Origin of the sequence: Brevibacterium sp. HMSC22B09 (assembly GCF_001806795.1) — a bacterium.
Lineage (GTDB): Bacteria > Actinomycetota > Actinomycetes > Actinomycetales > Brevibacteriaceae > Brevibacterium > Brevibacterium ravenspurgense.
In genome coordinates, this window is record NZ_KV786022.1 from 47,697 (window position 1) to 61,106 (window position 13,410).

A 13,410-nucleotide genomic window follows, 5' to 3' on the forward strand; every position below is an offset into this window, starting at 1 on the left:
CGCAAACCTGCATTAAAGCGTGAATCTGCGCCAGTTGGAGGAGCACGAGGTGGAGGGCCGAACTGACTGGCAACTCCGGGCTGGCTGCCCGCGGGTGGACGGACGCGGCTAGCCGCACTTGGGCGGTTTTACGCCTAAAAGTGTGATTGGCATCTGCGCGGATGCCTCCAGTTCGCCTGCCAGATAGTCGGCAACGGCGTTCATGGCGTATTCGGTGTCGGCGTACGTGACCAGCACGGTGTCCGCGTTTCCAGCAGCCGAAGCGACCTTCCACGGCCCACCCATACCGATAACAACATCCGCACCACCGGACGAACTTTCAGTTCCGTCAACCAACTTCACGCTCGTACCGCCACCGGCCTCAATGCCTTGTTCCTTCAGGGCTTTCTCCAGCGCCTCGGCAGCAGCCGGCGGGCCGGAAATCGACACGCTTTGTACCGGTTCGGCTGAACAGCTTCCGGCCAGAACAGTGAGTGATTCGCGGCCGACCTCGTTGAAAACATCATCCGCCTGCTTCTGGCCGCCGTCGCCATCGCCGCCGTCACCGCCGCCGTCACCGCCGTCGCCACCAGCGCCACCGCCAGCACCCTCACCAGAACCAGCCTCATCAGCAGCCCGTTCCTGCCACAGACTCATGGCAACAACGCGCTCAGCCTTGGCTCGCATGTCCTTTTCAGACAGATCGCCCGAATCCACTGCCTTCTTCACGGCCTGCACAGCAGCATCCAGATCAGGTGGCATGAGCGCGAGGTCCGCCCCGGCTTTCAGCGCTTCAACAGTCTCCTGACCTGCGGGAACACCCTTCGTAATGGCTCCCATGTTGAGCCCATCGGTCACCGCAACCCCATCAAAGCCAAGCTCATCCCGCAGCGCTTCATACACCTCAGGGTTGAGCGAAGCCGGTTTGTCACCGGCCCCGGCAACCCGCATGTGCCCCACCAAAACAGAAGGCACACCGGCTTCGATTGCCGCTTCGAACGGCTCCCATTCGGTGTCGCTGTATTCCTCAAGAGTTTTCTTCGATTCGGGCAGATCAACATGCGAATCAACTGTCAGCTGCCCGTGGCCCGGAAAGTGCTTGGCGCTCGATCCAATACCAGCCGCCAGGTACCCCTTGACGGCCGGTTCAACCGCACCGACAACAGTCTCCTGGCTGCCGCCTGCCGCACGAACATTGACTGCTGGGTCTTTCTGTCCGACCGTGACATCAGCAACCGGCGCCCAGTTGATCGTGAATCCCAAATCAGCCAACTGCGCACCCTGCGCTTCCATCGCACCCTGGGTCAGTTCAGCGTCTCCAGCCGCTCCGAAAGCCATAAGAGGCGGAAAGCTGTAAGCGGCAGATTTCAGCCTGGCCACCGGCCCGCCTTCCTGGTCAACGCTCAGCTGCACGGGCCACGCACGCTCCCCCGCAGCTTCCCGCAAAGCACCCGTGTAATCCTTCACGTCCTCGGGCCCAGCACCGTCCGGCAGGTTGTAGCCCATGACGATCACCCCGGCCAGGCTGTTCTTCTTGACCATCTGCCCGGCAACCGCGGGGTCCACACCGTCATACGTGCCCATGATCGTCGCGCCGACCAGCTGGTCGGCGCTCATCTTCTGGACGATCTCGCGGGCTTGCTGCCGGTCCTCTTCACCGACCCCTGACGAGGCGGAGGCTGTCTCTTCTGCCGTGCTCGGCTCCGCTGGGGTCGGCGAGGTGGGCTGGCCCTGCCCCGAACACCCTGCAAGAACCAGGACGCTTACGGTCAGTGCGGAAATGAATCTAAGCGCGCGCATCTGTGAGAGTCTAGTGGGACTGGCTGTTGTCCGTATGAACAAAGGATTGCCGTATGTCGCTCATCACCGCCGATGCGCTCAAAGCCGCTCTTGCTGACGCAGATGCCGCAAGCCGTACCGTCATCCTCGACGTCCGTTGGACCCTGCCGAAGCCCAACGGGGCTGACGACTACGCGGCCGGACACATTCCCGGCGCCCTGTACGCCGACCTTGACACTCAGCTGTCGGGAACATCGGATGACCCGACTCTGGGCCGCCACCCGCTGCCGGCCCCAGCCGACCTGCAGGAGACCATCCGAGCGTGGGGCATCACTCCTGATTCCACTGTCGTTGTGTACGACGACAACAGCTCCTTAGGTGCCGCTCGCGGCTGGTGGATTCTGCGTTGGGCGGGCCTGCAGGATGTGCGCGTGCTCGATGGAGGGCTGAACGCTTGGAAGGCCGCCGGCGGTGAGCTTTCAACCGAAACCCCGCAGCCAACACCGTCAGACATCACGATCACAACCGGGCAAATGCCGACCGTCGATGCCGACCAGGCCGCGGCAACAGCGGCACTGGGCACGCTCATCGACGCGCGCCCATCGGCGCGCTTCCGCGGCGAAGATGACTCCATGGACCCGCGGGCAGGCCACATTCCCGGCGCTCTCAATCGCCCGGCCACCGAGAACTACCGCGACGGTGCACTGCTGCCGAAGGAGGAACTCGCAGCCCAGTTCGCGGATCTCGGCGCGGACAACGGTGCGGTGGCTGCCTACTGCGGTTCTGGCGTGACGGCGTGCAGCAACATCTTGGCGCTCGAGCAGATCGGGGTGCGGGCTTCCCTGTACTCCCCCAGCTGGTCCGGGTGGTCGGCCGATGAATCCCGCCCAGTCGCCAAAGGCTGAAGGGCTGCCAATCCACCTGCTCTCCAAGCGCGCCAAAGGCTGGCGCTCACTTCACCAACCGCACGACAGGACAGCCTGTCCGCCCAGCGCACAGAAAACCAGCGTTACCTGCTGGTTAGATTAGGATGTCCGCATGCTTTCTTTTGCCTCGTCCCCTCAGTCGACACTGGGAGCGGAATGGGAACTCGCGATCGTCGATGCCGAAGACTTCTCTTTGGCATCCCGCGCCCCTGAAATCCTCGAGGCGCTCAAAGCAGAGGGCACGGATCACCTCCAGGGCAAGATCGTGGGCGAAATGCTCACGAACACCGTCGAAATCGTCAGCGGGGTGCAGACTGACGTTGCCGGCATCACGGCCGATCTGAGCGAGTCTCTCGATTACCTGCGAAGCATCCTGGCGCCTCGTGGGCTTGATGTTCTGTCCGCCGGAACCCACCCCTTCTCCCCCTGGTGGGAACAAGAAGTCACACCGGCCTACCGCTACGAAGAGCTGGTCAACCGCACCCAGTGGTGGGGCCGGCAGATGCTGATCTTCGGCGTGCACACCCACGTGGGCATTGCCAATCGCGATCACGTCATGCCGATTGTCCGCGCTCTCATGGCCTATGTCCCGCACCTGGAGGCCGTCAGCGCATCCAGCCCCTTCTGGGCCGGCCACGACACGCACTACGTCTCTAACCGCGCCATGCTCTTCCAGCAGCTGCCCACGGCCGGCCTGCCGTTCCAGCTGAAGAACTGGGACGAATACGAGGACTACATCGGCGACATGCTGCACACCGGCGTGGTCGATTCCATCAACGAAATCCGCTGGGACATCCGCCCGGCACCGGGTTGGGGAACCGTCGAGATCCGCGTGTGCGACGGCATCCCGACCATGGCGGAGCTGGCGGCCGTGACGGCCTTCGTGCAGTGCCTGGTTCACGACATGTCGCAGCGCCTGGACCGCGGCGAAGAGCTCAACTTCATGCCGGACTGGTTCCACCGCGAAAACAAGTGGCGCTCCGCTCGCTACGGCATGGACACGATCATCATCGAAAACGCCGCCTGCGACGAACGTCTGGTCACGGACGTCATAGCTGACGAGGTGGAGCGACTGGCCCCGATCGCTGAGGAACTCGGGTGCTCGGCTGAGCTGGAATCGATGCTGTCGTTCGCGCGTGTGGGAGCCTCCTACCAGCGGCAGAAGAAGCTGTTTGAAGAAACCGGCCGTATGGAAGACGTTGCCGGTCTTCTGGTTGAGGAAATGCGGGCCGGAAAACCGGCTGGCTGGTAGGCCCGCCGGCCGGTTGGTAGGCCCGCCGGTTGGCCGGTCAGTTCAGGCTGAGCCTGAAGCTGAACTGAGTGTCAACCTTGCTCAGCCGCGTTCTGGCGCAGCACCTGCACCAGGTCTGGCCATGCGGCAGCAAAACCGGGGTGGAGTTCGTAGTCGGCGACCTCGTCTAGAGGCACCCAGCGCAGTTCAATGCTTTCGGCATCCGCCACGTGAGCCTCAAGCCTCTGCGTGACCTGCGTGATGACCGTCGTGTAGGCCCAGCCGTCTTTGTCCACCCGATACTCGCCGATGACCGTGATGCCCTCACCGTCCGGGCCGGGCACACCGGTTTCTTCCCAGCATTCGCGGATCGCACCCTGCTTAGGTGTTTCGCCTTCGTCGAGCGCACCGCCGGGAATTCCCCACGTGCCGCCCTGGGCTGACCACACGGCGCGGTGCTGCAGCAGAACTCCGCGGTCGGGATCGTGGATGAGCAGACCGGCTGCGCCGAACAGACCCCAGAAGCGTCCCTGCGGTGTTTCCACCCAGCCGTCACCGGCGCGGCGCTGCTGCCGCAGGTGTTCTTCCGGTGGGCGTGAGTCGCGAGCGCTGGCAGGACCTTCAGACGGCAACCTGGTCAACCTCCAATGAACTTGTCACACCGAAATCCGGTGCTGAGGGCTGTTTTCCGCGGGCTACCACGTGTGCACCGAGCGCTGCCATCATCGCCCCGTTGTCGGTGCACAGGCTCAGCGGCGGGATGAGCAGGGAAATGCCCTCATCCGCGCACCGCTGGCTCAGCTTGTCGCGCAGACGGCGGTTGGCGGCAACTCCCCCGCCCAGCAGCACCCGGTTGATGCCGGTGTCTTCGCAGGCCAGAAGGGTTTTGCGCACCAACACGTCGACCACGGCCTCTTCAAAGGACGCGGCGATGTCAGCCAGGCGCACGCGCTGGGATTCAGGCTTGGCCTTCTCGGCTTCAACAGCCCGCAGCGCCGCGGTCTTCAGACCGGAGAACGAAAACGCGTAACGACGTTCGGGGTCGCGCAGGTCTTTGGCCGTCATGAGTCCGCGCGGGAACTTCACAGCCGTCGGGTCACCCGGAACGCCGTCATCAAAACCACCCGCGGCGGCCTTTGAAATGTTCGGCCCACCCGGATAGTCAAGACCAAGCAGGCGGGCCGTCTTGTCGAAAGCCTCGCCCGCAGCATCGTCGATTGTGGAGCCCAGAAGCTCAATCCCGTCCACCAGGTCGGTGATCTTGAGGATTTCCGTGTGCCCACCCGACACGAGCAGAGCGATAGTCGGCAGTTCAAGACCGGAGCCGGGCTCCGCCTCGTCAGAGGAAGTGTCCAAGGTTGCCGCTGCCACGTGACCGGCCAGGTGGTTCAGCCCGTACAGGGGTTTGCCGGTGGCGGCCGCGAGCCCCTTAGCCGCGCTGACTCCCACCATGAGCGCACCGGACAGACCGGGTCCCGCGGTGACGCACAGCGCGTCAATATCATCGAGCGTCACACCTGCGGTTTCCAGGGCCTGGGTGAGCGTCGGAGCGAAAGCCTGCACGTGGGCGCGCGATGCGACTTCCGGGACCACCCCGCCGAAGCGCACGTGTTCGTCCATCGACGACGCCACCGTGTTCGCCAACAGGGTGCTGCCGCGGACAATGCCGACCCCGGTTTCATCGCACGAGGTCTCAATGCCCAGGATGAGCGGCTCAGTCATCGTCGCCGTCATCGCCTTCCGGAGCCTGCGCGGAGCCGGTCTGGACGGTTTCGGCGCCGAATTCGTCGACTGCCAGCTGGGTATAGCGGGCGTAGAGTGCGGCTTCGCTTTCAGATCCGGTGAGATCGGCGGCAGCAAAAGTGCCGGCCAACAGGCGCAGGTGCGTATCCCACACCGGGCCGACCTGCGGGATGAGCTGGGCCGCTTCTTCGTCAGATGCGTAGGTGTGGGCGGCTGTCACGGTCACGCTGGGGTGATCGCTTGGCTGTGCGCCGGCCTGGCCGGGTGCAGCTTCTGACAGGCGCACGCTGATGCGGCCAAGCCCGCCGAGTTCCACCAGCACGTGGTCGTCTTCGACGCAGGACAGCACGTGGGCCGTCAGGGGGCTTCCCTCAAAGTCGAACTCGATTGCGCTGACATCCGAGGCGCCGCCGGCTTCCGCGCCGTCGCTCACCTCCGCGGCACCACTGGCTTCCGAGGTGCCCTCTCCCTGATCAGCGTCGTCGTCTTGGACTGGATGGAAGGGGGCGAACCACAGCGCACATTCCATAGGACTGGTGATGCGCTTCCACACGGTGTGGAGGTCGGCGCTGATAGCTGTTTCGAGCACAAGGTCTGTGCCGTCTTCCCACTGTGTGATGGATGCCGAAATCATGCTCACAAGCCTAGCAACGACGCCCGCATAACCAGCGCGTCAGCGCCCGTGTAATAGCCGGGCCGGGTGTTCAGAACAGCAAAGCCGAACGCCTCGTACAGCCCCAGAGCAGCAGTGTTGTCACTGCGCACGTCGAGGTACACCGCCTCGACCCCACGGGTACGGGCAGTATCCAGGAGGGATTCCAGGAGGAGGCGACCGGCACCTCGACCCCGGATGTTCGGGTGGGTGGCGATTGTGAGGATCTCAGCTTCTTTGCCGCTGATACTCAGGCCGGCGAAACCGGCCAGGCCCTGCTCGGTGTGCGCGGCAATGAGGAACACCGTTGGGCTTGCCGCCTGCGTCCAGAAGAAGTCTTCGCTCCAGGCGTCCGGGCCGAAGATTTCGCGGTCCATTGCGGCGGCGGTGGGAATGTCCCACCACTGAAGGGGGCTCAGTGTGACGGTCATAGCTGCTGGGTGTTTGCGTGTTGGCCGGTCAGGTGCGGTGCGGTCAGCGGCCGGGCAGCGGTTTGGCGTCAGGTTCGCGAAGGTACAGCGGGATGGGCTCCAGCTGTTCGCGCCCGGCGGCTTCCGTGCGGGCGGCGATCCAGGCGATGTCAGCCGCGAGCGCTTCAGTTGGGAAGCGCGGATCGGGTGCGCCGAGCACGTCAGCGTAGAGCTCAAAACCAGCGCCGATGCGGAGGACGGTCGGCTCTGTCGAGCCCGGTTCCGTGGGACTTGATTCTGTTGGGCTCGGCTCGCTGCTGTCAACTGGCCCGAGCCCCTTGAGTTCGGCGAGGTCGGCGGGTTTGGCGACGTCGGGACCTGCGGCAAGGATCGGCAGGCCGTCCTCGTCGAGTCCTGCGTATTCAGCCCAGTAGACCTCGCGGCGGCGAGCGTCCGAGGCAACCAGGATCCGCACGCCGTCAACGTCTTCACCGTCAGCGCGCAGCTGTTCGTACACCGCGAGCGCCAAACCGTCGTGCGAGCGAACGCCCACTGTCCGCAGGCCGCGGCCCACGGCAAGGCCGAGGCCCGAGGCGATGCCTGCGCGCATACCGGTGAACGGTGCGGGCCCCACGCCGACGGCCACGAGTTCGGGTTCAGGCGCCTGCTTCAGCACATCAGTAAGTGCCGGGCCCAGAAGTTCAGCGTGACGGCGAGCGCGTGACTGCGCCCATTCGGCGTCAACACGGTCATCGGCGACAACCGCGACGGAGGCCGCGGACGATGTATCGAGCGCGACGACAACCGGCTGTTTCGCGCCAGCACGCGGGGTTGTGCTGGGGTTGTGGGCGGTCACTGCATTGCCTCCTTCACACGCGCCAAACGGCTCGTCCAGGACCCACCGAAGCCCTGCAGGGTCGCTGTGCGCTGACCGGATTCCGGGTCGGCGGAGTCCGGCCGGGTCAGGGTGATCTCCAGGTAGTCGTCGGCCAGTGATTCAGCCATGCCGGCGCCCCATTCGACGACGGTGACGACTTCGTCCTGTTCGGAGTCGAGGTCGAGGTCATCAAGTTCCGCGGCGTCTTCTAACCGGTAGGCGTCAACGTGGACGAGCCCCGGACCGTCGCCGACCGACGGGTGTTCGCGGGCGATGATGAAGGTCGGTGAGGACACGCGCCCGCGCACGTTGAGGTGCGCGGCAAGCGACTGGGTGAACGTGGTCTTGCCCGCCCCAAGGCCGCCGGTGAGGATGATGAGGTCCCCCGCCCGCAGCTGGGGTGCGAGTGCCGCTGCGAGTTCAGCCGTGCGGGCCTGATTGCGCAGCTCGATGTCGATGCGGCTCACGCGGTTTCCCCGCTTTCGCTCGGCTCTCCGACCGCCCGGCCCGCCAGCACCCGCTCAACGCGGCTGCCGATTCCGGTGACGATTTCGTAGTTGATGGTTCCACCCCATGCACCCCAGTCGGCTGCGGTGGGCTCGCCGGAATCGCCGGGGCCGAAGATGGTTACTTCGTCGCCAACACTCACGTCGGAGTCCAAGCCGACTTCCACCACAATCTGGTCCATGGCGATGCGGCCCACCTGCCGGTACTGGCGGCCGCCTATGAACACGCGCGCGGCGTTGGATGCCGAACGAGGCAGACCGTCGGCGTAGCCGCCGGCCACCAGCGCAAAGCGGGTGTCTGCTTCGCACGTGTAGGTCAGTCCGTAGCTGGCATGGCTGCCGCGGGCGACGTCCTTAAGCGCTATGACCTGCGATTTCAGCATCATGGCCGGGCGCAGACCCAGGCTTTCCGGAGTGCTGCCGGCAAAGGGGCTGAGCCCGTAGACGGCCAGACCTGTCCGCACGGCGTGTGCGGTCAGAGTGTCCGGTCCGGTGCCGATTGTCAGTGCTGCCGGTGAATTCGAGGCGTGGACGATGAGTTCGTCCGGGTGTCCCAGGTCCGGTTGCGACAGGAGGAAACCGCGCAGCTTCGAGATCTCCTCGGTGAAGATACTGTACTGGTGATCGGTGAATTCGCTGCCCGGCTCATCGGCAACCGCCAGGTGAGTCATGGCGCCAACAATCTTCAGACCGGCGCGAACATCGTCGTCCAGCTGGGCCAGCTTACGCAGAAAGCCGTCGAACTGGCGCTCGGTCATCCCACCGCGACCCAGCCCGGAGTCGATCTTGATGTGGATGCGCAGCGGGTTGTCCGTACTCTTCCGGGCGGCTTCGACGATGAACGGCAGCTGTTCGGCCGCACTGATGCCCACCTCAATGTTCTTCTGGGCGAGCCCAGCGAAGTCCACGCCGATAGGCATAAGCCAGCACAGAACAACAGTGGCAGCGGCACCTTCGAGCCCGTCGGCGGCGAGCTGCTCCAGAAGGTCGCGCACCTGCAGGGCTTCGGGCACGGTGGCGGTGCCGATTCGGCGAATACCGGCTTCGACAAGCACGGGAACAACATTTGTGATGCCGTGACCGTAGGCGTCGGCTTTGACGACTGGGATGACATCGGCTTCGCCCGCGTGTTCTCGCAGCACTGCGAGGTTGGTGCGGATGGCGTCACGGTCGATGAGCGCTTTCAGCAGCGACGGACCGTAAGCTGTTGTTGGCAGGAGATCAGATGACGTTGGGGACACGCCTTGATCCTAACGCGCACGTGCTTTCAGCACAGCCTGCTCCACTGCTCGCGGCAGACCGGAAGCGTGTGTGGCGGACTTGCCCGCCCTCCCGTGGAGCAGGACCGCGGCTGCCGCGGTCACGGCTGTCACACCGGGCTCGAGGCGCCCCTTGGCTGCCGCTCTTTCTGCCAGGAGCGCTGCGAGCACCCCCGTGAGAACGTCACCGGAGCCTGCTGTTGCGAGGTTCGCTGAACCGGCCGACGGCAGGTGGACAGTGCCGTCGGGTTCTGCGACGACGGTGCGGTGGCCTTTGAGCAGAACGACCACGTCGAGTTCGCGGGCGGCAGTGCGGGCCCAGTACAGCTGGTCTTCTTCGATCTGGCTGCGCTGCACGCTGTGGCCGCGTACTGTGAGCAGCCTTTCGAGTTCACCGGCGTGGGGCGTGATGATGCTGCCTGCCGGCAAGCGGTCGGGCAGGTGATCAAGTGCTCCGGCGTCGGCGATGACGGGCTCACCGCTTACGAACGCCGCGGCCATTCTGTCTTCGCTGGGACTTCCGGGGCCGACGGCCCACACCTGCAAACGACCGTCAGCCGCTACGGCTTCTGGGACATGGGACGTGACAGCTGAGCGCAGCCGTTCATCGCCGGTGATGCGCACCATTCCGGCACCGGCGGCCACTGCCGCGTTCGTGCACAGAACAGCAGCCCCCGGATAGTCAGCGGAACCAGCACAGATGCCGACGACACCTCGGGTGTATTTGTGATCCTCACCTGTCGGCGCTTTCACGAGTTCGCGCAGGTCACTGCGTTTGTACACCCACGCATCCGGCACGGTGTCCGAAAAATCCAGGCCGATGGGTGCAAGAACCACACGGCCAGAGGCCCGCGCGCCGGCACCCGTGAACAAGCCGGTTTTGAGCCCGCCGAACGTCACGGTCCAGTCGGCCTGCACGGCGGCCTGGGCACTGCGGCCTGTTGAAGCGTCAATGCCGGTGGGCACGTCAACTGCCACCGTGATCTGCCCTTCTGCGCGAGCCGAACTGGCCTGCCACACGCGGATGAGCTGCACAAGGTCCTCTGGCAGCTGCGGTTTCGCACCCGTGCCGAAAACACCGTCGATCACAAGATCGGCGGCACCCAGGTGGCTAGGCGCCTGGGCAATGTCAACCCGCCGGCAGCCGGCGCTGACGGCAGCGGCCAGCCCGTCCGCATGAGGGGTCCCGATGGTGTGCACCAGGGTGACGGCGGCACCTCGGCGGGCAAGGTCGGCAGCCGCAAACAGAGCGTCCCCGCCGTTGTTGCCGGGCCCGGTGAGAACAGCCACGCGGCGACCGTAGACGGTGCCGCCGCCCAAACGCAGAACCCGGCGGCACACGGCAGCCAGTTGGCCTGCGGCCCGGCGCATGAGCCTGTCGCCTTCACCGGCTTTCAGCAGAGGGGCTTCGGCCTGGCGGATCTGCTCACCGGTGTACGCGGGGCGGGGCATCGTGATTCCTGTTCTGTTCGGGCTGAGAATGCTGCGGAGGGGCCGCGGCTGGTTCAGCTGAGATTCTTCCGGCGGGCTTCCTCGCGCATCCGGTTGCGCTCTTCGCGCCTGGCTGCGACATCGGCGCAGAACTGGGCGAGCGCGCGATCGTGTTCTGCCGTTCCGGGCACGGGAGGTGCCGGCTGGTCGACGGGCGGAGACAGTGACGGTCCGCTGCCTTCGACAATGACGTAGGTGATGGTGCGGTCGCCGTCGTGCGTGATCGACAGATGCACGTGCTCACCGCCGCGCTGGCGGAACATCTCGAGCACCCAGCCGCTCAACCGGAAAGACGGGGCACCGGAAAAAGCCGAGACCACCTCGGCCTCCTGCCACGGAATGATCTGCGGGAACTGCAGAGCCTTGACCAGCGCCTCTTTTGCCGAAAAGCGGGCGGCGAGGCTTTCGGGGCTGCGCCGCTTGCCGTTCTTCTTCAGCTGTTCAGCCGGAGTGAGCAGGCGGTCCAGAAGTTCGGGCACCCGCTCAATGTGCTCCTGGAACCGGGGAACGTCGGCAATGTCAACGCCGATGCCGATGATGCCCACGACTGCTCTCTCCTTACTGGTCTCGTGTGCGACCGGCCTTGGGCCGCTTTATTCGACTCTTATTCGACCGTGACCGATTTCGCGAGGTTGCGCGGCTGGTCGACGTCCAGGCCCTTGGCCTGAGCCAGCTCCATCGCGAAGATCTGCAGCGGCACCGTGGTCAGCAAGGGCGCCAGCAGCGTGGTGGTGTTGGGCACGTAGATGACTTCGGAAGCGTACTCGCGCACCGCCTCGTCACCCTGTTCTGCAATGACGATCGTGTTGGCTCCGCGTGCCCGGACCTCCTGAATATTGGAGACCACCTTGGCGTGCAGCGAATCGCGGCCGAAGCGGCTGGGCACGATGATGATGACAACCTGGCCCTCGTCGATGAGCGCAATGGGCCCGTGCTTGAGTTCTCCGGCTGCGAAGCCTTCCGCGTGGATGTAGGCGAGCTCCTTGAGTTTGAGCGCACCCTCCATGGCCACGGGGAAGCCGACGTGACGGCCGAGGAACAACACGGACGGGGTGTCTGCCAGGCGCTTGGCCAGGTCCGTGATCTGCTGGGAGTCGTCGTCCAGGAGCTGCTGGACCTTGCTGGGGATGTTCTGCAGTTCGTCCAGAATCAGCTGGATTTCGTCGCGGTACTTGTTGCCGCGCAGCTGCGCCAGGTAGAGGCCCAGCAGGTAGCAGGCCACAATCTGGGACAGGAACGCCTTGGTGGATGCCACAGCGATTTCCGGGCCGGCGTGCGTGTAGAGCACAGCGTCGGATTCACGCGGAATCGTCGAACCGTAGGTGTTGCAGATGGCAACGACCTTCGCACCCTGGTGGCGGGCGTGGCGCAGCGCCATGATGGTGTCCATCGTTTCGCCGGACTGCGAAATCGCCACCACGAGGGTCTTTTCGGACACGATCGGGTCGCGGTAGCGGAATTCGTGGGCCAGTTCGACCTCAACCGGGATGCGGCACCAGTGTTCGATCGCGTACTTGGCGACCTGACCGGCGTAGGCGGCTGTACCGCAGGCTACGACGATGATCTTGTCGACGGACTTCAGCACGGATTCGTCAATCCGCATCTCATCCAGCGTGAGGCGGCCTTCCGTGTCGAAGCGGCCCAAGAGTGTGTCGGCGACTGCCTGCGGCTGGTCGTGGATTTCCTTTTCCATAAACGACGTGAAGCCGCCCTTGTCCACGGTTGCCGGGTCCCAGTCGATTTCGTATTCGGTGCCTTCGACCGGGTTGCCGTCGAAGTCCATGATGTCGACGGAGTCAGCGGTGATGGTCACGACTTCGTCCTGGCCGATCTCAACGGCGCGGCGGGTGTAGTCGATGAAGGCCGCAACGTCCGATCCCAGGTAGTTCGCATCGTCACCTAGGCCGATGACCAGCGGCGAATTGCGGCGGGCGGCGACAACCGTTCCGGGCTTGTCAGCGTGGACGGCCAGCAGGGTGAAGGCACCTTCGAGCTGGTTGGAGGTCCGTCGCATGGCCTCGGTGAGGTCACCGGTTTCGCGGTAGTTCTTGGCCAGCTGGTGCGCTGCGACTTCCGTGTCGGTTTCGGATGCGAATTCGACGCCGTCTTTCAGCAGGCGCTCTTTGAGTGAGGCGTAGTTTTCGACGATGCCGTTGTGGATGAGCGCCAGGCGACCGTCGTCAGCCAGGTGGGGGTGGGCGTTTTCATCAGTCGGCGCACCGTGGGTAGCCCAGCGGGTGTGGCCGATCCCGGTTGCGGCTTTCGGCAGGGGGTGTTCGGCAAGCTCATTTTTGAGGTTGTCGAGCTTTCCGGCTTTCTTCGCTGAGGCCAGCTGGCCATCCTCGGTTACGAATGCGACGCCCGCGGAATCGTAGCCGCGGTACTCCATTCGCTTAAGGCCTCCGACGGTGACGTCTTCAGCGGTGATCTGGGCGTTCGGGTTTCCGACGAATCCAACAATTCCACACATAGACTTCAATATTACCGCGCGGTGGTGCCGTAAGCTGGATTTCGCCGCCTGAGTGAATGCTGAGCGAAACGAGGATCTGCAGCACCT

13 protein-coding genes are annotated in these 13,410 nt (G+C 64.6%); 2 read left to right on the forward strand and 11 right to left on the reverse strand.

Annotated elements, in window-relative coordinates; translation table 11 throughout:
- Positions 1-108: 108 nt before the first annotated feature.
- Entirely contained in the window at positions 109-1,779 is a 1,671-nt protein-coding gene (locus HMPREF3087_RS07390) for a glycoside hydrolase family 3 N-terminal domain-containing protein (RefSeq protein WP_070428650.1), read from the reverse strand.
- Positions 1,780-1,832: 53 nt separating this feature from the next.
- Here HMPREF3087_RS07390 and HMPREF3087_RS07395 point away from each other — a divergent pair, with 53 nt between their 5' ends.
- A complete protein-coding gene (locus HMPREF3087_RS07395; protein WP_070428651.1) occupies positions 1,833-2,663 on the forward strand; it encodes a sulfurtransferase in 831 nt (276 codons plus the stop codon).
- A gap of 133 nt (positions 2,664-2,796) precedes the next feature.
- The gene (locus tag HMPREF3087_RS07400; RefSeq protein WP_070428652.1) at positions 2,797-3,936 is read left to right on the forward strand and encodes a glutamate--cysteine ligase; all 1,140 of its coding nucleotides are present in this window, start codon (positions 2,797-2,799) and stop codon (positions 3,934-3,936) included.
- Positions 3,937-4,007: 71 nt separating this feature from the next.
- On the opposite strand, the gene HMPREF3087_RS07405 is transcribed toward HMPREF3087_RS07400, so the two are convergent.
- Genes HMPREF3087_RS07405 through glmS form a run of 10 tightly spaced genes read right to left on the reverse strand, consistent with a single transcriptional unit; the run spans position 4,008 to position 13,323 of the window.
- On the reverse strand, positions 4,008-4,547 hold the full coding sequence (locus tag HMPREF3087_RS07405; RefSeq protein WP_070428653.1) for an NUDIX domain-containing protein: 540 nt from the start codon (positions 4,545-4,547) through the stop codon (positions 4,008-4,010).
- Complete coding sequence (gene tsaD / locus HMPREF3087_RS07410) at positions 4,537-5,637, reverse strand: tRNA (adenosine(37)-N6)-threonylcarbamoyltransferase complex transferase subunit TsaD (RefSeq protein WP_070428674.1); 1,101 nt, start codon at positions 5,635-5,637, stop codon at positions 4,537-4,539. The genes HMPREF3087_RS07405 and tsaD overlap by 11 nt, the downstream gene beginning before the upstream one ends.
- Entirely contained in the window at positions 5,630-6,292 is a 663-nt protein-coding gene (locus HMPREF3087_RS07415; RefSeq protein WP_070428654.1) for a hypothetical protein, read from the reverse strand. Before HMPREF3087_RS07415 ends, tsaD begins: the two co-directional genes overlap by 8 nt.
- Positions 6,293-6,294: 2 nt before the next feature.
- Positions 6,295-6,741, reverse strand: coding sequence for a ribosomal protein S18-alanine N-acetyltransferase (gene rimI, locus HMPREF3087_RS07420; protein ID WP_070428655.1), 447 nt, complete (start codon positions 6,739-6,741; stop codon positions 6,295-6,297).
- Positions 6,742-6,784: 43 nt separating this feature from the next.
- On the reverse strand, positions 6,785-7,576 hold the full coding sequence (gene tsaB / locus HMPREF3087_RS07425; RefSeq protein WP_070428656.1) for a tRNA (adenosine(37)-N6)-threonylcarbamoyltransferase complex dimerization subunit type 1 TsaB: 792 nt from the start codon (positions 7,574-7,576) through the stop codon (positions 6,785-6,787).
- Positions 7,573-8,064, reverse strand: a complete 492-nt coding sequence (gene tsaE, locus HMPREF3087_RS07430; protein ID WP_070428657.1) for a tRNA (adenosine(37)-N6)-threonylcarbamoyltransferase complex ATPase subunit type 1 TsaE — start codon at positions 8,062-8,064, stop codon at positions 7,573-7,575. The genes tsaB and tsaE overlap by 4 nt, the downstream gene beginning before the upstream one ends.
- Positions 8,061-9,344 (reverse strand): alanine racemase, encoded by a 1,284-nt coding sequence (alr, locus tag HMPREF3087_RS07435; RefSeq protein ID WP_256173066.1) that lies wholly within the window; start codon positions 9,342-9,344, stop codon positions 8,061-8,063. The genes tsaE and alr overlap by 4 nt, the downstream gene beginning before the upstream one ends.
- 9 nt (positions 9,345-9,353) lie before the next feature.
- Positions 9,354-10,814, reverse strand: coding sequence for a bifunctional ADP-dependent NAD(P)H-hydrate dehydratase/NAD(P)H-hydrate epimerase (locus HMPREF3087_RS07440; protein ID WP_070428658.1), 1,461 nt, complete (start codon positions 10,812-10,814; stop codon positions 9,354-9,356).
- 53 nt (positions 10,815-10,867) lie between these two features.
- Positions 10,868-11,398, reverse strand: a complete 531-nt coding sequence (locus HMPREF3087_RS07445; RefSeq protein WP_070428659.1) for a holo-ACP synthase — start codon at positions 11,396-11,398, stop codon at positions 10,868-10,870.
- Positions 11,399-11,457: 59 nt separating this feature from the next.
- A complete protein-coding gene (gene glmS, locus HMPREF3087_RS07450; protein WP_019176027.1) occupies positions 11,458-13,323 on the reverse strand; it encodes a glutamine--fructose-6-phosphate transaminase (isomerizing) in 1,866 nt (621 codons plus the stop codon).
- Positions 13,324-13,410 lie beyond the last annotated feature (87 nt).